The following is a 23,951-nucleotide window of genomic DNA, read 5'->3' on the forward strand; positions in this document are numbered from 1 at the left end:
AGATTCCTTAGAAAGGAGGTGATCCAGCCGCACCTTCCGATACGGCTACCTTGTTACGACTTCACCCCAATCATCTGTCCCACCTTCGGCGGCTGGCTCCCAGAGGGTTACCCCACCGACTTCGGGTGTTACAAACTCTCGTGGTGTGACGGGCGGTGTGTACAAGGCCCGGGAACGTATTCACCGCGGCATGCTGATCCGCGATTACTAGCGATTCCGGCTTCATGCAGGCGAGTTGCAGCCTGCAATCCGAACTGAGAATGGTTTTATGGGATTGGCTAAACCTCGCGGTCTTGCAGCCCTTTGTACCATCCATTGTAGCACGTGTGTAGCCCAGGTCATAAGGGGCATGATGATTTGACGTCATCCCCACCTTCCTCCGGTTTGTCACCGGCAGTCACCTTAGAGTGCCCAACTAAATGCTGGCAACTAAGATCAAGGGTTGCGCTCGTTGCGGGACTTAACCCAACATCTCACGACACGAGCTGACGACAACCATGCACCACCTGTCACCGCTGCCCCCGAAGGGGAAGGCCTATCTCTAGGCCGGTCAGCGGGATGTCAAGACCTGGTAAGGTTCTTCGCGTTGCTTCGAATTAAACCACATGCTCCACCGCTTGTGCGGGCCCCCGTCAATTCCTTTGAGTTTCAGCCTTGCGGCCGTACTCCCCAGGCGGAGTGCTTAATGCGTTTGCTGCAGCACTAAAGGGCGGAAACCCTCTAACACTTAGCACTCATCGTTTACGGCGTGGACTACCAGGGTATCTAATCCTGTTCGCTCCCCACGCTTTCGCGCCTCAGCGTCAGTTACAGACCAAAGAGCCGCCTTCGCCACTGGTGTTCCTCCACATCTCTACGCATTTCACCGCTACACGTGGAATTCCGCTCTTCTCTTCTGCACTCAAGTTTCCCAGTTTCCAATGACCGCTCACGGTTGAGCCGCGAGATTTCACATCAGACTTAAGAAACCGCCTGCGCGCGCTTTACGCCCAATAATTCCGGACAACGCTTGCCACCTACGTATTACCGCGGCTGCTGGCACGTAGTTAGCCGTGGCTTTCTGGTCAGGTACCGTCACGGTACCGTTAGTTACACGGTACTTGTTCTTCCCTGATAACAGAGTTTTACGATCCGAAAACCTTCTTCACTCACGCGGCGTTGCTCCGTCAGACTTTCGTCCATTGCGGAAGATTCCCTACTGCTGCCTCCCGTAGGAGTCTGGGCCGTGTCTCAGTCCCAGTGTGGCCGATCACCCTCTCAGGTCGGCTACGCATCGTTGCCTTGGTGAGCCGTTACCTCACCAACTAGCTAATGCGCCGCGGGCCCATCTGTAAGTGACAGCATAACCGTCTTTCAACCTTTCCCCATGCAGGGAAAGAAGTTATCCGGTATTAGCTCCGGTTTCCCGAAGTTATCCCAGTCTTACAGGCAGGTTGCCCACGTGTTACTCACCCGTCCGCCGCTAATCTTTAGGAGCAAGCTCCTAAAGATCCGCTCGACTTGCATGTATTAGGCACGCCGCCAGCGTTCGTCCTGAGCCAGGATCAAACTCTCATTAAAGTTTGTTAGCTCATTAGCTGGTCTTGCAAAAAAAATAATTTTTGACGTTTTGTTTCGTTCAGTTTTCAAAGATCAAACTCTCATAAGCTTTTTAAGCAACTTTTATATAATAACATCGATGTTATTCAATGTCAATACATTTTTTAAAATAAAACTTTCAAGCTCGTAAGCACATTTACTAATATAACAACTTTCGATAAAGTATGCAAGAGTTTTTTTAAAAAGAAAATAATGGTATTTTTGTCCAACATCTATTCTTTGTTAGCTTCCTATAATGGAATCGATATAAATGTTTCTATTTTTCTCTAGATCAAGGATTTCACCTGTATCTAAGATTTTCACCAATGGTCTAAGCAAGGCGTCTTGTTTTACGAAAATAATCTTTCCTAGCTGATCATCAGAAAGTTTAATAGTTGTTCCGACAGGAAGAGAAGCAATTCCGGATATTAAAACCTTCAAAATGGAAATATGCAATTTGCCAAACTGGTCTTCCTCCATCACTTGTAAGGCTTTAAAAGGGGATTGCATACTTTTATATGGTCGTTCTGCCGTCATCGCATGATAGATATCTGCAATTGCCACAATTTGTGAATGCATTTGAACCCGATTTCCTATTTCACCAATTGGATAACCGGAACCATCCAATCGTTCATGATGTTGTAATATGGCTATCTTAGTTTCAGGTTTTAATAATGAAATATCCTTCACTAATTGATAACTATGTATTGGATGTTTCTTAATTTCATTCCATTCTTGTTCGTTTAAGGATCTTGTATTCATAAACGTCGATTCATTTATTTTTGCCATTCCACAATCCGCAAGACAACCAGCTAAAGCAACTTGCAAACATTGTCCATTGTCATAGCCTAATCCCTTTGCTATAAAGCTGGCAATCATAGCGACTGCAATCGGGTGATGATAAAAATAATCCTGTTTATTCGAAAATCGGTGAATTCTTCGAATCCAATTTTTATTTTCTTGAGCTTTATCAAATAGTGGTATTAGGAATGTTCTTATATTAGCAATATTTATTCCCATTCCTGATTGCCAAGATTGAAATTCCTTTTTATACTGCTCAACTGCTTGACTGTAATACTCTAAAAAGGAAGCGGACTGTGATGACTTCTCTTGAGAAGTGCTTTCTAATTCACTCGTTCCCTTAAAATACTCACCGTTTTCTAATTTATTTTCTATTTCAACTTCTGTTATCAAAAAAGATTTTAATATTTGCAAATGAATTTTATTCAATACCGTATCGGCCGGTATAATAGGATTTTTCGTCCTTCCCATTACATCCTTATGTATAATGCATCCTTCAACTAAATTCTCTACTTTAACTTTCACTATTCCACCCCCGGAAAACGTTTTCCTCTTCATATTGTATCAAAATAAGGTCAATTCGTGGGGATTTTTAATAAGCAAAATAAATATAAATGAGAAAACTCCAAATAATAAAAAGCTCGCTAAGGAGCCTTTAATGGTTATTTTGATTTAGTAAGGTCTGTATCCGATGATTTATAATCAGTAAAGAAAAATAAGAAAAACGCTAAAAGACCGGCTGCAATAAAAAGTGCACTTTTGAAAGGCTTTATTGTAGGCATATCTGTAAGTGCCATTCCCTTTCCCCCTTTCATTTACGATGATAATCAAGACCATTTGCTTTTAAAAAAAGTGAAAGATGTTCAAAAAATTCTTTCTTTGCCTCTTCTAAAACTTCTGTTTTTGGAGCCCCAAATATAGGCTCACTTACGATAATTGAAAAATACCCCGATGAGATTAATGTACCTCTGACACTGATTTGCCCGAATATCAGCAAGAGGGCGATAATAAAATCAATGGAATCTACCACAAAAGTTAAAGCTTTTGAATTATTTTTTCCGACTAATCGTCTCCACCCGTGATTGGTCCCTGCAATGGGATGGAAAATCCCCCAGTCGGTAGAATAAATATACCGTTCATCGTTAATTGACCCGTTATCAACAGGACAGCAGCAATAAGATTAATATCAAGATAAATCCATTCGGCTGTATCTTTTTCCAAAATTCTCACCGTCCTATTCCTTTCACTATAAGATATTCATTGCCTGAAGGAGCGTAACAACGTTTATATTTGAAATCATCATGGCAGGTTTTTTCTCCTCTCATCTCGTTTATCTTTACTAAAATTTCTTCACTGTTTTTCGAATTGATGAATGTAAACTGCCATCATCATCATAAGATGAATTAGCATGCCCTAATTAGGTGGGGGTGAAAGAAAGCATGACGATCATTGGAAAAAGCATTTACCGTAAAGAATCCTTAGATAAAGTAACGGGTAAGGCTAAATATACGAATGATTTTGAATCAAAAGAAATGCTATACGGAAAACTTGTAACTAGTCCATACGGCCATGCAAAAATTATTCATATAGATGACACAAAAACCCGTACTATAAAAGGAATTCGCGCCATTATTACAGGTGGAAATTTCCCGCTTACAGGCGAAGAATTACGTGACCGTCCTCCCATCGCTTTTGATCGGGTGCGTTATTTTGGAGAAGTCGTCGCGATTGTTGTAGCGGATACTCGTCAATTAGCAGAAATGGGAGCTAATAACCTTGATATAACATATGAATCTTTACCTGTTGTCAATTCTCCAAGTGATGCCATTCAGCCAAATGCACCGTTAATCCACGAACATCTAGAAGATTATAAAAAAACAGCAGGTGTGTCTCCCGAACCAGGAACGAATATCGCTTCAAAAATAAAAATTCGCAAAGGAGATATTCGAAAAGGTTGGATGGAGAGCGCTGTAGCGGTCGAAGCAACTTTTTCATTTCATCCCTCAGACCATGCTGCGATGGAAACACGTTGTTCATTTGCCCAAATTCATGATAGTGGTATGGTCGAAATTACATCCTCATCGCAGGCTCCCTTTATGATAAAAAAGTTGATTGCGGATTATTTCGACATACCTTCTGGAAACATCGTTGTGAATACTCCACTAGTCGGAGGAGCATACGGTGGAAAAGCATCCGTTCAATTGGAGATCCTCGCCTATATAGCAACATTGGCAGTAGGTGGCAGACCCGTTAAAATCGTCAACACGAGGGAAGAAGATATGGTCACTTCCCCAGGGCATATTGGGCTCGAAGCAAAAGTAAAACTTGGGTGTACAGAAAAAGGACTTTTAAAGGTTGCGGAACTTATTTATTTATGGGATAGCGGTGCTTATTCAGATAAAGGGATTGATTTAGCGAGAGCTGGCGCCGTCGATTGTACAGGACCGTATCATATTGAGAATATTTATTGTGATTCATATTGTATGTATACGAATCATCCTTACCCAGCACCTTTTAGAGGCTTTAGCCATTCAGAAGTTCAATTTGCTTTTGAAAGAACGATGGATACGCTAGCCAATAAATTGAATATGGACCCCTTTCATTTGAGATCAATTAATGCAATTAAACCGGGAGATACGACACCCACCCAAGTTAAACTAAACACTAGCAACGTAGGGAACTTACAAAAATGTATTTCTATTTTGAAGGAACGAATGGATTGGGATAACGGACAGGTGATCAAAGTCGATCAGCACAAAATTAGAGCGAAAGGAATTAGCTGCATTTGGAAAAACTCTACGATCGATTCAAATGCAAGTTCAGGCGTTATTTTAACGTTCAATCCCGATGGAAGTATAAATTTAATATCAGGTGTCGTAGAAATTGGAACTGGGACAAAAACGGTCTTAGCACAAATCTTAGCCGAAAAATTGAAAATGCCGATTGAAAAAATCCATGTACAAATGCCAGTTAATACCCAAAGTACGCCAGAACATTGGAAAACAGTCGCAAGCCGGGGAACATTTATGGCAGGAAGGGCTGTGTTAAAAGCTGCAGACGATGTTATTTTTCAATTAAAAGAAAGGGCTGCTTGTGTTTTACTTGCACCAATGGAGGATTTGGAAGTCGGATATGAAAAAGTATTTTTAAGAGATGACCCGACCATTCATATTATCATTAAAGACATTGCATATGGCTTTGTTTACCCAAATGGCAATGCGGTTGGCGGACAAATGATCGGGAGCGGAACATATACACTTAGGCATATTACTACATTGAACAATGAGACGGGCGCAGGAAAGCCCGGGCCTGAATGGACAGTCGGAGCTCAAGGAGTAGAAATTGAAATTGATACGAGGTCTTATCAATATCGGTTAATAAAAGCTTATTCGGTCATTGATATCGGCAAGGTTTTAAATCAAGCTGGCGCCAGAGGACAAGTAATGGGAGCCATGAGCATAGGGTTGTCATTCGCAGGAAGAGAGACATTCATTTTTGATGAAGATGCCCGGGTTTTAAACCCTCAGTTAAGGACGTATCGCCCGCTGCGCTTTGGAGAGCAGCCTAAATACATTGTAGATTTTGTAGAGACTCTTCAAATTGATGCACCTTATGGAGCAAGGGGTGTTGGGGAACACGGCCTAATAGGAATGCCCGCTGCCCTTGGAAATGCTTTATCTGCAGGACTTCACATAAACCTCAACCACTTGCCTCTTATTCCCGAACTAATATGGAGAACAAAAGAGGGAGGGAAATAATATATGTTGCCGGCATATGTGGAGTATTATAAACCAACTAGTTTATCTGAGGCAGTGGAATTGTTTCGAGATTTAAAAAAAGCAAATAAACAGCCAATGTATTTTTCAGGTGGGACAGAGATATTAACACTTGGCAGATTGAACATGGATACTCCCAGCTCCATCATTGATATTAAAGGGATACCGGATTGCAATATGATGGAAAGAACAACCCAATTTTTAATGATAGGTGCGTCTGTTCCCCTGACAATGATCGAATCTAATAATGATTTCCCACTATTAACGAATGTTTCTTACGAAATTGCTGATCGAACCGCTCGTAATAAAATTACAATTGGCGGGAATATTTGTGGAAAAATATTTTATCGGGAAGCAGTTTTGCCCTTCCTGATCTCAGATAGCCACCTTCTTATAGCCAGTTTACAAGGCATACAACAAATTCCGATAAATGTAATCTTTAATAAAGAACTGCTGCTGGAGGAAGGCCAGCTGCTCGTGAGTATACGAACTGAATCACATTTTTTAAGTCTCCCTTTTATTTCTCGAAAAATTAGAAAGCAATGGGAAACAGGTTATCCCCTCATTACAGGTGCTGCTCTAAAAATGGATGGAGTTCTTAGAATAGCCTTCAGTGGAATTTGCCCATTTCCTTTTCGCTCCTTCGCCATGGAAAAGGAAATAAACAATACTACTCTATCTTTTGAAAGCAGAATTGAAAATGCCATACAGCAATTACCCCATCCCATCCTTGATGACATTGAAGGATCAAAGGAATATCGGCTATTTGTTTTAAGGAATATATTAATGGATTTCTTGTTAGAAATGGAGGGGTATAATGGCTAAAGATGGAGATCGAACATTTGAGATAGAATTAGACATAAACGGCGAAATGAAAAATATTAATATTCAGGCAGGCGAAACCCTTCTACATCTCCTTCGCAATAAACTTTCATTGACCGGTGCAAAACCGGGATGCCTAAATGGAGATTGCGGCGCGTGCACTGTCATGGTTGACAATCTCCCTTTAAAATCATGCATTATGTTGGCGATAGAGGCTGCGGGTCATAAAATTACAACGATTGAAGGATTGCGCGGCACTCCTATTCAAGAAGCCTTTATTCAGCATTTTGCCTTTCAATGCGGATATTGTACACCAGGCTTCATTATCAATTGCCATTCATTGCTTTTAAATCATTCAAAACCATCAAAAGAAACAGTTAGAAGCTGGCTCTCATCTAATATATGCAGATGCACAAGTTATCAGGAAATTGAAGAAGCAATCTGGTCTGCCATTGAGAATGAATTAAGGCTATTTTCTTAAAAGCATAAAAAAAAGCGCCAAAATTGGCGCTCGTTTAATTTATTTCATCTTCTATTGGTTCGTCGGAATCAATACTTTCCTCTTCTTCCTTTTCAACCTTCGCTACTGTAGCAACAGCTCCCTCATCACCGAGCGTAATGAGTTTGACGCCTTGCGTATTTCGGCCGATGACAGAAATATCCTGTACATCCATTCGGATCAAGATTCCACCTGCTGTAATCAGCATGACATCTTCATCGCCTCTTACCGTTTCCACTGCTACTACTGTACCGGTTCTATCGGTTACTTTACACGTAATGAGTCCTTTACCACCACGAGTTTGAAGGCGGTATTCAGCTGCAGAAGTTCTTTTCCCATAACCATTCTTTGTTACGACGAGAACATCATGATCCTCTTCAAGAATCTCCATTCCAACTGCTTCGTCGTCATCTGATAAGGTAATCCCTTTTACCCCAGTAGCCGACCTACCCATGGACCTTACATCTGTTTCGACAAAACGAATCAATAAACCACTTTTCGTTCCAATGACGATATTTTTCTCGCCATCTGTTAATTTAACTGAAATCAGCTCATCGTTTTCACGAAGACCTAAAGCAATTAATCCGTTGTTTCGAATATTGGCAAATGCGGAAAGCGGAGTCCGCTTCACAACACCTTGCTTCGTTGCAAAGAACAAATACCAATCATCAAGAAATTCTTCTACACAAATGACCGTATTAATCCATTCGTCTTTTTCAATTCCAAGAAGATTAATGATTGGAAGACCTTTAGCAGTACGACTGAATTCAGGAATTTCATACCCTTTTGCACGATAAACCTTCCCTTTATTCGTGAAGAACAATATCGTATCGTGAGTAGATGTGGTGATCAAATGCTTCACAAAATCATCGTCATTCGTTCCCATTCCTTGTACGCCGCGGCCGCCTCGCCTTTGGCTTCGATAGGTGGAAATCGGCAATCGTTTAATATATCCATTATGAGTCAACGTCACTACGATATTTTCTCTCGGGATTAAATCTTCATCTTCAATTTCCTCTATGCCGCCTGCTACAATTTCGGTACGTCTTCCGTCATCAAAGCGTTCTTTTATTTCCAGCAATTCTTCTCGAATGATTTCAAGAATTTTTTCTTCGTCTGCCAAAATAGCTTTTAATTCAGCAATTAATTTGACTAGACCTTGATATTCTTCTTCAATTTTTTCGCGTTCTAATCCTGTTAAACGCTGAAGTCGCATATCTAAAATCGCTTGTGCCTGCTTTTCAGTTAAGTTAAATTGCTCCATTAATCCATTTCTAGCAATTTCAGTCGTTTCTGATCCCCTGATTAAGCTAATAATGGCATCGATATGATCAAGCGCAATTCTTAAACCTTCTAAAATATGAGCACGCGCTTCCGCTTTTCTCAGTTCAAACTCAGTTCTACGTCTTATAATCGTCTTTTGATGTTCGAGATAATAATATAGACATTGCTTTAAGTTCAATACTTTCGGCTGTCCATCAACTAGCGCCAGCATATTGATCCCGAAACTAGTTTGCATGGCGGTCAATTTGTATAAATTATTTAAAATGACATTGGCATTTGCATCTCTGCGGACTTCCATGACAATGCGCATACCTGTCCTGTCGGATTCATCCCTTAAATCCGTAATACCCTCAATTTTTTTCTCACGGACAAGTTCAGCGATCCGTTCAATCAATTTTGCTTTATTTACTTGGTAAGGAAGCTCATGAACGAGAATCGTTTCTCTGCCGTTTGCCTTCGTTTCGACCTCTACTTTTGCTCTTAAAGTAATAGAGCCACGGCCTGTTTCATATGCTCTTCTAATTCCGCTTCTGCCTAAGATCATTCCTGCAGTAGGGAAATCAGGCCCTTGAATAGACTCCATTAATTCTTGAATAGTAATGTCTGGATCACGGCTTAACAGCATCAATCCGTCGATTACTTCTCCAAGCTGATGTGGTGGAATATTCGTTGCCATACCAACAGCAATTCCCGAAGAACCATTGACTAAAAGATTAGGAAAACGAGCAGGCAAAACAACCGGTTCTCTTTCAGAGCCGTCATAATTGTCTTTATAATCAATCGTATCTTTATTTAAATCTCGGACAAGTTCCATCGAAATTTTGGACATTCTCGCTTCTGTATAACGCATGGCAGCAGCAGAATCCCCATCAACCGATCCAAAGTTCCCGTGTCCATCTACAAGCATATTTCGATAGCTAAAATCTTGCGCCATCCGAACCATTGTTTCATAAACAGCCGAGTCGCCGTGTGGATGGTATTTACCGATAACTTCCCCTACGATCCTCGCTGACTTCTTATACGCTTTATCACTTGTCATTCCAAGGTCATTCATCGCATATAAAATACGACGATGCACCGGCTTTAATCCATCCCGAACATCAGGTAAAGCACGGGCAACGATAACACTCATCGCGTAATCAAGGAATGAAGAACGCATTTCATAACTTAAATTAATTTCTTTTATATTTGAATTAGGTACATCTGCCATAATAGTGGCAACCTCCTCTATAGAAAAGCGCTATGGATATTGATGCAGAATCTATTAAATATCTAGATTCTTTACATTCAACGCGTTTTCTTCAATGAAAATTCGACGCGGCTCCACTTTTTCACCCATTAACATATCAAATGTTTGGTCCGCTTCAATCGCATCTTCAAGGCTCACTTGAAGAAGTGTACGATTTTCTGGGTCCATTGTTGTTTCCCAAAGCTGCTCTGGATTCATTTCCCCTAGACCTTTATATCGCTGAATGCCTGGCTTTGGAACTTGTGGCAATTCAGCCAATAAATCCTCCAACTCTTTATCTGAATACACATAATGATCTTTTTTACTTTGGGAAATTTTATAAAGAGGTGGTTGAGCAATGTATACAAACCCTGCCTCTAACAATGGCCTCATAAATCGGTAAAAGAATGTTAATAGCAATGTTCGAATATGAGCACCATCAACATCCGCATCCGTCATAATCACCATTTTGTGATATCGAGACTTAGCAATATCGAATTCTTCTCCAATCCCCGTTCCAAGCGCCGTAATAATTGTTCGAATCTCATTATTCGAAAGGATTCTATCGAGACGTGCCTTTTCAACATTCAAGATCTTACCTCTTAACGGTAAAATAGCTTGGAAATGCCGATCTCGTCCTTGTTTTGCGGAACCACCTGCAGAATCACCCTCAACGACGAACAGTTCGCTAATTTCCGGATCACGGGAAGAACAGTCTGCTAATTTTCCTGGTAAATTAGAAATTTCAAGCGCACTTTTTCTCCGTGTCAATTCACGAGCTTTTTTTGCCGCTAATCGAGCTCTTGCTGCCATTAATCCTTTATCAACAATTTTGCGGGCAAGTACTGGATTCTCCAGCAATATTTTTTCAAAGTACTCGGAAAACAATGAGTCAGTAATTGTACGAGCTTCTGAATTACCGAGTTTCGTTTTCGTTTGACCTTCAAATTGTGGATCTGGATGCTTAATGGAAACGATCGCCGTTAAGCCTTCACGCACATCTTCACCCGAAAGATTATTATCATTATCTTTAAAAATATTACTTCTCCGTGCGTAATCATTAATAACCCGAGTTAACGCAGTCTTAAATCCAAATTCATGCGTACCGCCTTCATATGTGTGAATATTATTGGCGAAAGAGTATAAATTACTTGCATAGCCATCGTTATATTGAAGGGCAACCTCAACCTCAATACCATCTTTCTCCCCTTCAATATACACAGGCTCCTCATGCAGAACTTCTTTCGATTTGTTTAAATGCTCAACATATGATTTTATTCCGCCTTCATAATGAAACTCACTAATTTTTGGTTCTTCGCCACGTTTGTCCTCAATCGTCAGCTTTAAGCCCTTATTTAAAAAAGCAAGTTCCCGAATACGGGTAGCGAGAGTATCAAATTCGTATTCGACCGTCTCTGTGAATATTTCTGTATCTGGTATAAAGTGGATAATTGTGCCAGTATAATCCGTTTCACCGATCACTTTTAAGTCAAAACATGGAACGCCACGTTCATATTTCTGATAGTGAATTTGTCCATTTAAGTGGACATATACTTCCAATTCAGTCGAAAGGGCGTTTACGACTGATGCTCCAACGCCATGGAGGCCGCCCGATACTTTGTATCCGCCGCCGCCGAATTTTCCTCCAGCATGAAGTACAGTTAAAATAACTTCAACTGCAGGTCTTCCCATTTTCTCCTGGATCCCAACCGGTATACCACGGCCATTATCTTTAACGGTAATGCTATTATCTTTTTCAATCGTGACATTAATTTCATCACAATATCCTGCCAACGCTTCGTCAATGCTATTATCTACAATTTCCCATACAAGGTGATGAAGTCCTTTTGAGCTGGTTGAGCCGATATACATTCCAGGTCGTTTTCGAACTGCTTCCAAGCCTTCAAGCACTTGTATTTGATTTTCATCATATGATTGCTCTTGAAAATCTTTTTGATCCATTGTCATAAAACTCACCCGCTCTTTCAATCATCTATTTCGACATCGCTTTCTGGTTGCAATAAGCGTTTTTTCAATGTTCCTGAAGCAATAGGAGATAAGTAAACATGAGGATTGGTCACGATCATCGATTTAAAATTTCCGTTCGATAAATGAACAATCGCCTTTTTATTTTCTTCTAAAAAGTGCTTAATTTCATCGGAGGAATGGACCGTATCTTTTTCTAGTATGGCAATGATTTCGCTTGAGCGAATCATGACATCTTCCCCGACATGAATATACATCCGTTCACCTCATTTCACTCTTTCCATTACTCCACTCCGAACATTGAAAGTTGTAGCTTCCCTCAGTGTTTGATGATCAATCCCATCAATGGTTGTCGTCGTGACAAACGTCTGGATTTTCCCTTTGATCGTATTTAATAAATGCGACTGGCGATAATCATCAAGTTCAGATAAAACATCATCCAGCAACAAAATCGGATATTCATTAATTTCTGAATAAATCAAATCTATTTCAGCCAATTTTACGGATAATGCGGTTGTTCGCTGCTGTCCTTGGGAACCGAACGTTTGCACATCCCTGCCATTGACAAAAAAAATAATTTCGTCACGATGTGGTCCAATCAAACTAACACCACGATCAATTTCTCTTTGCTTTAGTGAATCGATTTTATCTTCAAATACTGTTACCATTTTGGACCAATCCGTGTCTTCCGATACCTCAATGGACGGCTTATATTGAATAGAAAGTGTTTCTAATCCGCGAGAAATTCCCGAATGGATTGGTTTTGCCCACTTCTCCAGCATTTGGATGAATTCAAATCTCTTTTTTATAACCCTTACCGCCACTTCGATATATTGCGCGGTCAGTACTTCAAGAAACGTAAGATCAGTTTGTTTTTTGATTTGCAGCTGTTTCAAGTAATTATTGCGTTGCTGCAATATTTTTTGAAATTGGCTCATATCGTATAAATACACAGGAGATACTTGGCCAATTTCCATATCAATAAAACGACGCCTTACTTGAGGGCTCCCTTTTACAAGATGGAGATCTTCAGGCGCAAACATGACAACATTCATATTTCCTACGTAGCGGCTTAATTTTTGCTGTTCAATATGATTAAACTTCGCTTTTTTACCCTTTTTTGAAATAATGAGCTCCAATGGTACAGAACCATTTATTTTTTGCAGCCTTCCCTTTATTTTAGCATAATCTGCGTCCCAACGTATTAAATCTTTATCATTGGACGTTCTATGTGATTTTGCCATGGCTAATACGAATATCGATTCCATGACATTTGTTTTCCCTTGAGCATTTTCGCCTAATATGACGTTAACATTATTTTCAAAGGAAACGGTCAGATCATGATAATTTCGATAATCTTTCAACTCCAGCTCTTCAATATACATGAAGTCAACATCCTTTAGCGGACAATGACAAAGGTGCCAAGCCCTTTTATGTCAATTTTATCATTTACTTTCAGTTTTCGGCCTCTTCGTTGGTCCTGCTCACCATTAATAAACACCTCGTGTTCGCTTAAAAACCACTTTGCCATTCCACCGGAGGAAATGACGTCAGCAAGTTTTAAAAACTGACCAAGTGTAATTGTATCCGTATCTATTTTAATTTCATTATCCACGTTCTCACTCTTTTCATGAATAGTCCTTTCTTTATTTTACTAAAGATTGAGGATCATTACAAAAAATTGCTGAAATCTTTGATAACAAAGGTTCCTCGGTTAAAAAATTTAAAAATCCCGCCGTGTTTTTGGCAGGATTTTTAAAACTTATCCGTTGATTTCCGCTGCAGGCGTTCGCCTTCCACTCCAATCAACTCTGTGTATAAACAAATTATTTATTTAAAAGTTTTCTTAATTAAAATGTTCTCACTGGCAAGATCAATTGCAAAATCGATTCATCATCAACTGATTTTATAATAAAAGGTCTCATCGCTCCGGTAAAGTGGATGATGATATCTGTGCCTTCTAAAGCTTTTAGTGCGTCCATCATGTATTTGGCGCTGAAGGAGATTTTTAGTTCTTCTCCGCTGATGGATTCGCTTTGGATTTGTTCGACAACATTACCGATTTCAGGAGTAGTTGAAGATATTTCAATTGTTTTTTCTTCCAACGTAACTAGTTTTACAACATTATTTCGTTCACCTCTAGCAAGGAGTGAAGCACGGTCGATAGCGTGAAGAAAATCCTTTGCCTGAAGTACAAGTTCAGTTTTGCTTTCAGTTGGTATAAGTCTAGATGTATCAGGGTAATTCCCTTCTAAACGACGAGAAAAGAATAAAAGATTTTTTGATTTAAAAAGAAATTGATTATCTGTCATAACAATTTCTACAGGATTATTAGTATCATCCAAAATTTTACTTAGTTCGATTAAACTTTTCCCTGGAATGACAGCATTATAATTTTCCGATGGATCCATATCAATCGGAGCTGTACGCATTGCGAGTCTATGACTATCAGTTGCTGTACATGTCAGTTTCCCATCTTCTATGTGCCAGTTTACACCTGTCAAGATGGGGCGTGTTTCTGAGGTGGACACTGCAAAAACCGTCTGTCTAATAATAGACTTTAATAAATCTGTTGGGATTGAAAAGACTTTATCCTCAGATATTTGTGGGAGATGCGGGTATTCATCAGCATCCAATCCGTTAAGATTAAATTCTGCTTTACCTGATCTAATAATCGTTTGATGATGGTTTTGCACTTCAAATTCAACAAAATCCATTGGCAGCTTCCTGACAATTTCACCAAAAAACTTAGCATTTAAAACAATTGCACCAGGTTCTTTTATTTCTACAATCTCATCTCCGTTTTCCTCTTTTGGGATAAAGGATTCAATAGAAATATCAGAATCACTGCCTGTTAACGTAATTCCTTGATTAGAAGCAACAATTTTAATTCCTGTTAATATTGGGATTGTCGTTCTTGATGATACGGCCTTCATAACATCTTGAACACTATCGATTAGACGATTTCGCTGAATGACAAACTTCATGCTTATTCCCCCATTTCCTAAAATTGAAATTAACTAGTATATTATTATTTTTTAAAAATAAAATCGTAGTAATAGTAATAGGGCCTGTGAATATGTGGATAACCCTGTGAATTACTTGGAAATACAAATTATTCACATGTGGACATGCTGTGCATGAAGGTGTTCAAGTTATACACAAAATCCCCATTATATATTTTTTAGAGAAGAACGAATTTCTTCGAGCTTATTTTGTAATTCCTGATCGATTTCCAATAGCTTCGATATTTTTTCATGGGCATGAATAACAGTTGTATGGTCACGTCCGCCAAATTCCTCACCAATTTTAGGAAGAGAAAAATCAGTCATCTCACGTGAAAGAAACATGGCGATTTGACGAGGAAAAGCAATCGATTTTGTCCGCTTTTTCGCTTTGAAATCATCCAACTTTACATTATATTCAGCGCCAACCACCTTCTGGATATCGAGGATCGTTACAACCTTTGGCTTTGAACTTGGGATGATACTTTTTAATGCTTCTGCAGCTAAATCAGCATTAATATCTTTATTAATGAGGGATGAATAAGCTACTACTCGAATGAGAGCACCCTCTAGCTCTCTAATATTCGAATCGATTTGATTAGCTATATAAAGCATGACCTCATTAGAAATATCTAGTCCATCCGCTTTCGCTTTCTTACGTAAAATGGCGATGCGCGTTTCTAAATCTGGAGGTGTAATGTCTGTTATGAGTCCCCATTCGAAACGTGATCTTAAACGGTCCTCGAGTGTGGGAATTTCTTTTGGGGGACGGTCGCTTGCAATAATGATTTGCTTACTTTCTTCATGAAGAGTATTAAAAGTATGGAAAAATTCCTCTTGCGTCGATTCTTTTCCAGCTAGAAATTGAATATCATCAATCAGCAGGACATCGACGCTGCGATATTTATTTCGAAAATCCTCTGCTTTATTATCACGAATTGAATTAATGAATTCGTTTGTGAATTTTTCAGACGATAAGTAAACGACTTTTGCCGTCGGATTATGTTCAAGTACATAATGGCCAATTGCGTGCATTAAGTGGGTTTTGCCCATTCCTACTCCACCATAAATAAAAAGAGGATTGTACGCATTTGCTGGAGCTTCTGCCACAGCTAATGATGCCGCATGGGCAAAGCGATTTCCGGATCCAATAACGAACGTATCAAACGTATACTTGGAATTAAGCATGTTTTGAAAAAGTTCTACTGGTTCGTCCTTCTTTTTGGGCTTATTGTTCACAACTTCCTTCTTTTCCTCTTCTTGATCAGGTGGAATGATGAATTTTACATTTAATTCTTCGCCGATAATTTCATATAAAAGTCCAGATATCAATTGAGAATATTGACCCTCAAGCCACTCTCTAGCAAATGCATTAGGGGCACTCACGGTAATCGTATCCCCTTTAAGAGAATAAGCTTCCGTTGACCTAAGCCAAGTATCGAAACTAGGCTTACTGACCTTTTTTTTAATATTCATCAAGACCTGGGCCCAAAGATCAGCTATGTTTTCCAAAGTTTTACCTCCCTTGCAATTAAATCACAGCTGTTATATAACTGTTTCGCCTTTTTCCATCCGAATTTTATAATTATGCAACTCTATGAATGTGGAAAACTATATAATAAGGTAGGAAAGCAGATTTCGACATCATCCACCGATTGTGGACAAGTTTATCCAAACCCACTGAATAGTTTATCCACATGTTATTCACAATCTGTGGATAATGATTTCCCGGATAAATTTTATTCAGAATGAAAACACCATAATCATATCAAATAAAAGCATGCTTAGCAATGCATTAACGAAATTATCCACAAGACTAATATACTATGGAAAAAAATTACCCACAGCCACTTAATTTGTGAAAAACTTGTCGATATGTGTTGTGGATAAAGAAAAATGGTAAAAAGTTATTCACAATTTAAAAAAGCGAAGTGTCAACTTTATTGAAAGTTGATTTTTTTAAAAGAAAAAGACTATAGTGATCGCTAGTCGACAACTCTGAAGCTAGACACTAAAAATTGTGATTGGATTCTGATCAGAGGATATGTTTGGTATTTTAAAACCACTTGACATCATCCTGGTGTCTCTCTATAATTATCTAGTATGTCTAATACTGAAATTTTTTCTTACCCTCGGGGAGGTGTCATACATGAAAAGAACATTTCAACCAAATAAACGTAAAAGAAGCAAAGTACACGGATTCCGTGCGCGCATGAGTTCAAAAAATGGCCGTAGAGTATTGGCTGCACGTCGTCGCAAAGGAAGAAAAGTGTTATCAGCGTAGACCACTGAACCGTCTCAGTGGTCTTTTTTTTAGTAGATATTACAAAAATGAAGGTCTCTGAAGGCGAATGTGGTTGATTTCTCGAGTGAACAGGATAGAAAATTTGCTCATAGACGGAACTAAAATCAAAAAGAATCCATAATGCGGGTGAAAGTATGAAAAAAGCGTTTAGGATCAAAAAAAATCTTGATTTTCAAGAGGTTTTTAAGAAGGGGAAATCCGTTGCCAACAGGCAATTTGTTATATATATATTGAAAAAAGAGGAACTAGAATATTTTAGAATTGGCTTATCAGTGAGTAAAAAAATTGGAAATGCCGTAAAACGTAATCAAATTAAACGATACATACGTCAAGCTTTTCATGAATTTAAAGATCAAGTTGATAATGGAAAGGACTATGTCATCATAGCTAGAAAACCTACAGCGGAAATGGATTTCCATGAGGTAAAAAAGAGTTTGGAACATGTTCTTAAGGTAGGCAAATCGTTTAAAAGAAGATAAGTTAAAAATATACGTTTAAAACGAACTATCTTAGCAAAAAAATGTTAAAATAGCCGAAGAACCTATTCGTTTATGTGATTTTGAGAAAGCAGGGAGGATATCTAGCTTGAAAAAAAGAATATTATTGTTATCAGCATTGCTTTTGCTAGTGTTGGTAACAGCTGGCTGTTCAACAATTGATAATCCAAATTATGTTACAGCAGAGAGTACGGGTTTTTGGAGTAAATATATTGTCTATCCACTTTCTTGGCTAATGACAACAGTTGCAGAATTTTTTGGTGGCAGCTACGGTCTGTCGATTATTATCGTAACACTATTAATTCGTTTTGCGATATTGCCGCTAATGATCAAGCAAACGAAAAATTCAAAAGCAATGCAAGCAATCCAGCCGGAATTGGCAAAATTAAAAGAGAAATATAGTTCAAAAGATGCGAAAACACAGCAGCAGCTTCAACAAGAAACAATGCAGCTCTTTCAAAAACATAATGTTAATCCACTAGCAGGTTGTTTCCCATTACTTATTCAAATGCCGATCTTAATTGGTTTTTATCAGGCAATTATTAGAACAGAAGGAATTTCAACGGGTGGAGAATTTTTATGGTTTGATTTAGGTGCACCAGATCCATATTATATTTTGCCAATCGTAGCGGGTCTTACCACCTTCCTACAGCAGAAAATAATGATGGCAGGATCTCCACCAAATCCGCAAATGCAAATGATGCTTTATATCATGCCGGCAATGATTTTAATTTTCGCTATTAATTTCCCGGCAGCATTGGCACTGTATTGGGTAGTCGGTAATATTTTTATGATTGTTCAAACATACTTTATTAAACCACCAGTGATGCAACCTATGAAAGCAAAAGAAGGAGCGGGGGGAGCTAAAAAGTGAGAGAAATCACTGCTACAGGACAAACTGTCGCGGAAGCAGTAGAATCAGCACTTGCTCAACTAAAAACAACGAGAGAAAACGCGGACATCCAAATTGTAGATGAGGGGAAAAAAGGGCTGCTTGGACTGTTTGGTGCTAGGCCAGCTGTCGTAAAGGTGACGGTAAAGCCTGATGCCATCGAAACGGCAAAGGAATTTTTGCAATCAGTTTTGTCGAATATGGAAATCGTATCGGAAATTGACATTGTGAAAGAAGATGAAAGAAACGTCATTTTCAATATTACAGGGGAAAAGATGGGGCTTCTCATTGGAAAAAGGGGACAAACAATCAACTCCTTGCAATATTTAACTCAGCTTGCTGCAAATCGTAATTCCAAACATTATATAACGGTCATTTTGAATCCAGAAAATTACCGTGAACGCCGCAAGGAAACACTCATACAACTAGCTGGGAGACTTGCATCAAAAGCACAGCATCTCAAAAAATCAGTCTCTCTTGAACCAATGCCGAATTACGAAAGAAAAATTATTCATACCGCATTATCTGAAAATAACAAAGTTCAAACCGTTTCTGAAGGGGAAGAACCAAATCGTTACGTTGTCATACAGCCAGTAGTAAAATAATGAAAAGCGTATGTGTCTTGCTTATCGATGCGACGCAAAAAGCGAGTCCGTCAGGATAACTGCAGCTGGACAGCAATTGTAGACATTAAAAATTATAGATATAAAACTTATACTATCTTCACTTAGTACAAAAAAGCCGATAAATCTCTAATAGAGGTCATCGGCTTTTATTTTTTGTCCTTATTTGAAACCTTTTTATGCTCTAATACGTCGCAAATAATGACGACTTAATTAAGTGTTTTTTAGTAAAGTTATAGTGGTAAAATGAAATTAAATAAAATAATCGGAAGTGGCATAAATGAAAAGCAGTTTTTTAACAATACATAAATCAAAAGAAAGCAATGCCATTTTTATTTATAGTACAGCAGTTTTTTTACTATGGCTAAAAATGTGTGCTTTGTACATGTGGATATTCCATATTAATATTCAATCCATTGGTCAAGGGATTGTGTTAGCGGCAACTTCACTTGGATCGGCCGCGTTTTTTCTTAGCTTCGGTTTTCTTTTTCGTAAATCAGTGAGAACGAAGGCTTTTTTTGTGATTGATTTACTGCTCACTGGCATCTTATTCGGAAATGTCCTTTATTATCGCTTTTATATTGATTTCATTACCGTGCCGGTGCTGCTTCAATTTCAAAATGTTGGTGGTTTAAGTCAAAGTACGGTTGAACTCATTAAGTACTATGATATATGGATGTTTCTAGACTTATTTTTACTCCTTTTTTTCATGAGAAAGAAATACTCTGTAAAGTTTAATATGACATTAAAAAGTAATTTCAAAAAACGCCATTTTCTTTTATTAACAGCCATTCCTTTACTCTTTAGTATGATGCTAAATTCAGATTTTTGGAATAAGTCATATGATAAAGAACTAATTGTTAAATCTCTCGGTCTATATTACTATCATGTATTTGATATTTTCCAATACTCAAAGACATCTGTTAATAGTGTTTTAGCAGATGAAAGTGAGGTAGGGGAAATCAGTCATTATTTGAAAGAGAAGCATGATAAGACAACCCCATCTGATTTTCATGGTTTGGCTAAAGGGAAAAACGTCATTGTCATTTTTCTTGAGTCGACCCAAGCTTTTGTCATTGATAAACAAGTAAATAACCAAGAGGTAACCCCATTTTTAAATAAATTAAAAGATGAAAGCTTATATTTCCCAAACTTTTATCATCAAACAGCACAAGGAAAAACATCGGATGCTGAGTTTATCGTTGATAATAGTTTGTATCCTCTTGCTGGCGGTTCTGTGTTTGTCAGAAAACCGAAAAATGACTTTATGGCGACTCCCGAGATATTAAAGAAATATAATTATTATTCTGCATCCTTTCACGGGAATGACGCGCAATTTTGGAATCGATTGACGATGTATGATTCTTTAGGATATGACCGATTTTTCTCAAAAGAAGATTATGATGTTAATGAGGATAACTCGATCAATTATGGCTTAAAGGACATTCCATTTTTTGAGCAATCCATGCCATACTTACAGTCATTGCCACAACCTTTTTATGCAAAGTTTTTGACATTGACGAACCATTTTCCTTTTTTATTAGAGCCTGAAGATCAGTTCATTTCTGAATTGGAAACAGAACAAGGGGTAGTGAACAGGTATTTTACGACGGTTCGATATGAAGATGAGGCTATTAAATCCTTTTTTGAGCAAATAAAAAATACGGATCTATATGAAAATTCTATTTTCGTTTTGTTTGGGGATCATTATGGAATCTCCAAAAGCTATAACGATGCATTAAGCGAAGTACTTGGGCATGAAATTACGGTAAAAGAACAAGTTGAGCTGCAAAAAGTACCTTTATTTATCCATGTTCCTGGTCTTAATGGCGAAGTGATTGATACAGTCGGCGGTCAAATCGATTTAAGAGCGACTATTTTTGATTTATTAGGAGTAGAGGATAAAGACGAAGCGTTTTCTTTCGGAACAAGTTTATTATCAAAAGAGAATGACCGTCTCGTTGTGTTTAGGGATGGTACATTTACAACAGACAAATACATTTATGCCGAAGGAGCTTGTTACAGTAAAGAATCAGGGAAAAAAGTAAAGCGAAATAAATGCTCCCCGTATTTTATAAAAGTTCAAAATGAACTAAATTATTCTGATAAAATTATTTATGGAGATCTCTTTCGCTTTTTTAAAAATGAATAAGGGAAGTGGGCTAATGAAATTCGGTTGCTGTTTAGGCATTGATCAAGCAAAGGTTGCATATGAGGCAGGGTTTGATTTCATAGAATGTACAGTAGTTTCACTAATACCAGAAAAAAATGACCGTGAATTTGCGGAGGTTTTTAAACAATTTCAAGACAGTCCACTCCCTGTTGAAGCATGCAATGTTTTTCTCCCAGGAGATTTGAAAATTGTAGGCGAAACGGTTCATTATGATCGTATCAAGCATTATCTTCAAACAGCCTTACAAAGAGTACATCAAATAGGAGCAGAAATAATCGTATTTGGTAGTGGAGGTGCCCGCTCAATGCCCGATGGGTTTTCTCGGGAACGAGCTGAAGAGCAAATCCTCCAATTTTTAAGTGTAGCGGCAGACTATGCAGATCCACTAGGAATAACGATTGTCATTGAACCGTTAAATAAAAAAGAAAGCAATATCCTTAATAGTGTTTTAGAGGCAGAGGGATTTGCTAAGAAAATAAATCGCAATAGCATCCAAATTTTAGCAGACTTCTATCATATGGATGAAGAAAATGAATCATTAGAAAACATTGTGACAGCAAAAAAGTCTATAAAACATATCCATGTCGCAGATACCGGCCGCTTTGCCCCAGGAACAGGAGATTACCCATATGATCGCTTTGTTGACTGCATACAACGGGCCAACTACAGCGGACGCATTTCAATCGAATGCCAATGGGGTGACTTACATAAAGAACTCGTACAATCGAGGGAATTTTTAAAGGAAATATTTGATACGAAGAAAATATAAATAAGTGGAATCCGAATCGAGATAATGATTCGGATTTTTTTATTGAACAATTTTTAATTGAGTGAATAGGTTTTTTTCGGATGAAAACAACAACATGGTGGGATGGAAAGAAGATGTTGACCCTGGAAAGTCAGCAGTTATTGTTATTCACATGTGGATAAGTTAAAATAAAGAGTGCAGTAAAACGAGTTGTGGATAAATTTTGAAGTGTAAAATAGCTTTTCCACAATCGAAATTTTTGTTATTCTATTATTTTGGGGATAAACTCTTTTTCGCAAAAATGCGATCAATATAAAAAGTTAAAAATGAAAAGAGGTGATCATGATGGAATTTGATACAATTGCGGCAATATCGACTCCAATGGGTGAAGGAGCGATTGCCATTGTACGCTTAAGCGGGGATGAAGCGGTGGCGATTGCCGACCAACTCTTCCGGAGTCCAAATGGAAAGAAATTAATAGAGGTAGAAACGCATACGATTCACTACGGTAGAATAGTCGATCCGAAATCTGAGGAGACTGCTGAGGAAGTAATGGTTAGTTTGATGAGAGCACCAAAAACATTTACGAGAGAGGATGTCGTGGAAATCAATTGCCACGGAGGCATCGTTTCCGTAAATCGTGTACTTCAACTCGCTTTAAATGCGGGAGCTAGACTAGCAGAGCCTGGCGAATTCACGAAACGGGCGTTTTTAAACGGACGCATCGATTTATCACAAGCTGAAGCAGTGATGGATTTAATTCGCGCGAAAACCGACAGGGCGATGAATGTGGCTCTCGGACAGATGGAAGGGCGCTTATCAAAATTAATTGGGAAGCTGCGTCAAGAAATACTTGAAGTTGTAGCTCACGTAGAAGTGAATATTGATTATCCTGAATATGATGACGTGGAAGAAATGACACACCGCATTCTCGTCGAAAAAGCCACTTATATAAAGGGTGAGCTTCAAAAACTGCAGCAAACTTCTCAGCAAGGAAAAATTTTACGAGAAGGCTTATCAACGGTCATTATTGGACGGCCAAACGTTGGAAAATCGTCTTTATTAAATAGTCTTGTTCAAGAAAATAAAGCGATCGTTACTGATATTCCAGGAACAACGAGGGATGTTATTGAAGAATATGTCAATGTTCGTGGTGTTCCGTTGCGATTGGTGGATACAGCAGGAATAAGGGAAACAGAGGATATTGTAGAGCGAATCGGCGTTGAACGATCTCGAGAGGTACTGAAAAAAGCAGATCTAATCTTGCTTGTTTTGAACTCAGCTGATGAATTCACAGTAGAAGATAAGCAATTATTTTCGGCTACAGAAGGAATGGACGTTATCGTCATCGCGAATAAAACAGATTTACCGAGAAAAATAGATATGGACGAAGTTCGGCAAATAGCTGGACATCATCAAATTGTTACGACTTCTCTTCTTGAAGAAGAAGGGATTGATGATTTAGAGCGGGCGATTTCAGATATGTTTTTTAAAGGTCAAATTGAAGCAGGTGACATGACGTATGTATCAAATAGCCGTCATATCGCTCTTTTACATCAGGCATTGCAAGCAATCGATGATGTTTTGAACGGAATTGATTTTGGAACGCCAATCGATATCATACAAATTGATTTAACCCGAACATGGGAACTTTTAGGGGAAATCATTGGAGATACGGTGCAAGAAAGTTTAATCAACCAACTATTTTCACAGTTTTGTCTTGGAAAATAAACA

The 23,951-nt window shown here is 38.6% G+C and carries 21 protein-coding genes and 1 rRNA gene; 10 read left to right on the plus strand and 12 right to left on the minus strand.

Annotated features, from left to right (window positions below):
• Positions 1 to 11: 11 nt before the first annotated feature.
• From KHA96_RS07635 to KHA96_RS07650, 5 genes are all read right to left on the minus strand, one after another.
• Positions 12 to 1,560: ribosomal RNA gene (locus KHA96_RS07635) — 16S ribosomal RNA — on the minus strand.
• A gap of 261 nt (positions 1,561 to 1,821) precedes the next feature.
• Entirely contained in the window at positions 1,822 to 2,904 is a 1,083-nt protein-coding gene (locus tag KHA96_RS23000; RefSeq protein ID WP_213128735.1) for an HD-GYP domain-containing protein, read from the minus strand.
• Positions 2,905 to 3,041: 137 nt separating this feature from the next.
• Positions 3,042 to 3,176, minus strand: a complete 135-nt coding sequence (locus KHA96_RS23240; RefSeq protein ID WP_283248447.1) for a hypothetical protein — start codon at positions 3,174 to 3,176, stop codon at positions 3,042 to 3,044.
• Between the two features lie 14 nt (positions 3,177 to 3,190).
• Positions 3,191 to 3,409, minus strand: coding sequence for a hypothetical protein (locus KHA96_RS07645; protein WP_213128736.1), 219 nt, complete (start codon positions 3,407 to 3,409; stop codon positions 3,191 to 3,193).
• Between the two features lie 32 nt (positions 3,410 to 3,441).
• On the minus strand, positions 3,442 to 3,600 hold the full coding sequence (locus tag KHA96_RS07650; RefSeq protein ID WP_213128737.1) for a hypothetical protein: 159 nt from the start codon (positions 3,598 to 3,600) through the stop codon (positions 3,442 to 3,444).
• A 218-nt stretch (positions 3,601 to 3,818) separates the two neighbouring features.
• Here KHA96_RS07650 and KHA96_RS07655 point away from each other — a divergent pair, with 218 nt between their 5' ends.
• From KHA96_RS07655 to KHA96_RS07665, 3 genes are read left to right on the plus strand one after another with little or no spacing between them, the layout of a single operon-like run.
• A complete protein-coding gene (locus tag KHA96_RS07655) occupies positions 3,819 to 6,137 on the plus strand; it encodes a xanthine dehydrogenase family protein molybdopterin-binding subunit (RefSeq protein WP_213128738.1) in 2,319 nt (772 codons plus the stop codon).
• Between the two features lie 3 nt (positions 6,138 to 6,140).
• Positions 6,141 to 6,980, plus strand: coding sequence for an FAD binding domain-containing protein (locus KHA96_RS07660; RefSeq protein WP_213128739.1), 840 nt, complete (start codon positions 6,141 to 6,143; stop codon positions 6,978 to 6,980).
• A complete protein-coding gene (locus tag KHA96_RS07665; RefSeq protein ID WP_213128740.1) occupies positions 6,973 to 7,458 on the plus strand; it encodes a (2Fe-2S)-binding protein in 486 nt (161 codons plus the stop codon). The genes KHA96_RS07660 and KHA96_RS07665 overlap by 8 nt, the downstream gene beginning before the upstream one ends.
• Positions 7,459 to 7,492: 34 nt before the next feature.
• Here KHA96_RS07665 and gyrA read toward each other — a convergent pair whose 3' ends face one another.
• The 7 genes from gyrA to dnaA form a co-directional block, all read right to left on the minus strand.
• Positions 7,493 to 9,970 carry a DNA gyrase subunit A gene (gene gyrA, locus KHA96_RS07670; RefSeq protein ID WP_213128741.1) on the minus strand — a complete coding sequence of 826 codons (2,478 nt, stop codon included), beginning with the start codon at positions 9,968 to 9,970 and terminating at the stop codon, positions 7,493 to 7,495.
• A 54-nt stretch (positions 9,971 to 10,024) separates the two neighbouring features.
• Positions 10,025 to 11,950: a DNA topoisomerase (ATP-hydrolyzing) subunit B gene (gene gyrB / locus KHA96_RS07675; RefSeq protein WP_213129866.1), complete on the minus strand. Its 1,926-nt coding sequence runs from the start codon at positions 11,948 to 11,950 to the stop codon at positions 10,025 to 10,027.
• Positions 11,951 to 11,973: 23 nt separating this feature from the next.
• Positions 11,974 to 12,231: an extracellular matrix regulator RemB gene (gene remB / locus KHA96_RS07680; protein WP_213128742.1), complete on the minus strand. Its 258-nt coding sequence runs from the start codon at positions 12,229 to 12,231 to the stop codon at positions 11,974 to 11,976.
• Positions 12,232 to 12,240: 9 nt separating this feature from the next.
• Complete coding sequence (recF, locus tag KHA96_RS07685; RefSeq protein ID WP_213128743.1) at positions 12,241 to 13,359, minus strand: DNA replication/repair protein RecF; 1,119 nt, start codon at positions 13,357 to 13,359, stop codon at positions 12,241 to 12,243.
• Positions 13,360 to 13,373: 14 nt separating this feature from the next.
• The gene (gene yaaA / locus KHA96_RS07690; RefSeq protein WP_213128744.1) at positions 13,374 to 13,589 is read right to left on the minus strand and encodes a S4 domain-containing protein YaaA; all 216 of its coding nucleotides are present in this window, start codon (positions 13,587 to 13,589) and stop codon (positions 13,374 to 13,376) included.
• A gap of 235 nt (positions 13,590 to 13,824) precedes the next feature.
• Positions 13,825 to 14,961, minus strand: coding sequence for a DNA polymerase III subunit beta (dnaN, locus tag KHA96_RS07695; RefSeq protein WP_213128745.1), 1,137 nt, complete (start codon positions 14,959 to 14,961; stop codon positions 13,825 to 13,827).
• 186 nt (positions 14,962 to 15,147) lie between these two features.
• A complete protein-coding gene (gene dnaA, locus KHA96_RS07700) occupies positions 15,148 to 16,491 on the minus strand; it encodes a chromosomal replication initiator protein DnaA (RefSeq protein ID WP_213128746.1) in 1,344 nt (447 codons plus the stop codon).
• Between the two features lie 637 nt (positions 16,492 to 17,128).
• Here dnaA and rpmH point away from each other — a divergent pair.
• The 7 genes from rpmH (at position 17,129) to mnmE (ending at position 23,948) form a co-directional block, all read left to right on the plus strand.
• The gene (gene rpmH, locus KHA96_RS07705; protein WP_144926158.1) at positions 17,129 to 17,263 is read left to right on the plus strand and encodes a 50S ribosomal protein L34; all 135 of its coding nucleotides are present in this window, start codon (positions 17,129 to 17,131) and stop codon (positions 17,261 to 17,263) included.
• A 155-nt stretch (positions 17,264 to 17,418) separates the two neighbouring features.
• Positions 17,419 to 17,763: a ribonuclease P protein component gene (rnpA, locus tag KHA96_RS07710; RefSeq protein ID WP_213128747.1), complete on the plus strand. Its 345-nt coding sequence runs from the start codon at positions 17,419 to 17,421 to the stop codon at positions 17,761 to 17,763.
• Positions 17,764 to 17,869: 106 nt separating this feature from the next.
• Entirely contained in the window at positions 17,870 to 18,655 is a 786-nt protein-coding gene (gene spoIIIJ, locus KHA96_RS07715; RefSeq protein ID WP_213128748.1) for a YidC family membrane integrase SpoIIIJ, read from the plus strand.
• Positions 18,652 to 19,278: an RNA-binding cell elongation regulator Jag/EloR gene (gene jag / locus KHA96_RS07720; RefSeq protein ID WP_213128749.1), complete on the plus strand. Its 627-nt coding sequence runs from the start codon at positions 18,652 to 18,654 to the stop codon at positions 19,276 to 19,278. Before spoIIIJ ends, jag begins: the two co-directional genes overlap by 4 nt.
• Positions 19,279 to 19,576: 298 nt before the next feature.
• Positions 19,577 to 21,448 (plus strand): LTA synthase family protein, encoded by a 1,872-nt coding sequence (locus KHA96_RS07725; protein ID WP_213128750.1) that lies wholly within the window; start codon positions 19,577 to 19,579, stop codon positions 21,446 to 21,448.
• Positions 21,441 to 22,238, plus strand: a complete 798-nt coding sequence (locus tag KHA96_RS07730) for a sugar phosphate isomerase/epimerase family protein (RefSeq protein WP_249315401.1) — start codon at positions 21,441 to 21,443, stop codon at positions 22,236 to 22,238. The genes KHA96_RS07725 and KHA96_RS07730 overlap by 8 nt, the downstream gene beginning before the upstream one ends.
• A 324-nt stretch (positions 22,239 to 22,562) precedes the next feature.
• Entirely contained in the window at positions 22,563 to 23,948 is a 1,386-nt protein-coding gene (gene mnmE / locus KHA96_RS07735) for a tRNA uridine-5-carboxymethylaminomethyl(34) synthesis GTPase MnmE (RefSeq protein ID WP_213128751.1), read from the plus strand.
• Positions 23,949 to 23,951: the final 3 nt, after the last annotated feature.

The sequence above is a fragment of the Bacillus sp. FJAT-49711 genome, assembly GCF_018343715.1.
Lineage (GTDB): Bacteria > Bacillota > Bacilli > Bacillales > Bacillaceae_C > Lederbergia.

What these genes read in the sequence shown, in the direction of transcription:
- KHA96_RS23240 (WP_283248447.1), bottom strand. Translation starts at nt 3,176, where the DNA reads ATGGCACTTACAGATATGCCTACAATAAAGCCTTTCAAAAGTGCACTT.
- KHA96_RS07655 (WP_213128738.1), top strand. Translation starts at nt 3,819, where the DNA reads ATGACGATCATTGGAAAAAGCATTTACCGTAAAGAATCCTTAGATAAA.
- KHA96_RS07660 (WP_213128739.1), top strand. Translation starts at nt 6,141, where the DNA reads ATGTTGCCGGCATATGTGGAGTATTATAAACCAACTAGTTTATCTGAG.
- KHA96_RS07665 (WP_213128740.1), top strand. Translation starts at nt 6,973, where the DNA reads ATGGCTAAAGATGGAGATCGAACATTTGAGATAGAATTAGACATAAAC.
- gyrA (WP_213128741.1), bottom strand. Translation starts at nt 9,970, where the DNA reads ATGGCAGATGTACCTAATTCAAATATAAAAGAAATTAATTTAAGTTAT.
- gyrB (WP_213129866.1), bottom strand. Translation starts at nt 11,950, where the DNA reads ATGGATCAAAAAGATTTTCAAGAGCAATCATATGATGAAAATCAAATA.
- remB (WP_213128742.1), bottom strand. Translation starts at nt 12,231, where the DNA reads ATGTATATTCATGTCGGGGAAGATGTCATGATTCGCTCAAGCGAAATC.
- recF (WP_213128743.1), bottom strand. Translation starts at nt 13,359, where the DNA reads ATGTATATTGAAGAGCTGGAGTTGAAAGATTATCGAAATTATCATGAT.
- dnaN (WP_213128745.1), bottom strand. Translation starts at nt 14,961, where the DNA reads ATGAAGTTTGTCATTCAGCGAAATCGTCTAATCGATAGTGTTCAAGAT.
- rpmH (WP_144926158.1), top strand. Translation starts at nt 17,129, where the DNA reads ATGAAAAGAACATTTCAACCAAATAAACGTAAAAGAAGCAAAGTACAC.
- rnpA (WP_213128747.1), top strand. Translation starts at nt 17,419, where the DNA reads ATGAAAAAAGCGTTTAGGATCAAAAAAAATCTTGATTTTCAAGAGGTT.
- KHA96_RS07725 (WP_213128750.1), top strand. Translation starts at nt 19,577, where the DNA reads ATGAAAAGCAGTTTTTTAACAATACATAAATCAAAAGAAAGCAATGCC.
- KHA96_RS07730 (WP_249315401.1), top strand. Translation starts at nt 21,441, where the DNA reads ATGAATAAGGGAAGTGGGCTAATGAAATTCGGTTGCTGTTTAGGCATT.
- mnmE (WP_213128751.1), top strand. Translation starts at nt 22,563, where the DNA reads ATGGAATTTGATACAATTGCGGCAATATCGACTCCAATGGGTGAAGGA.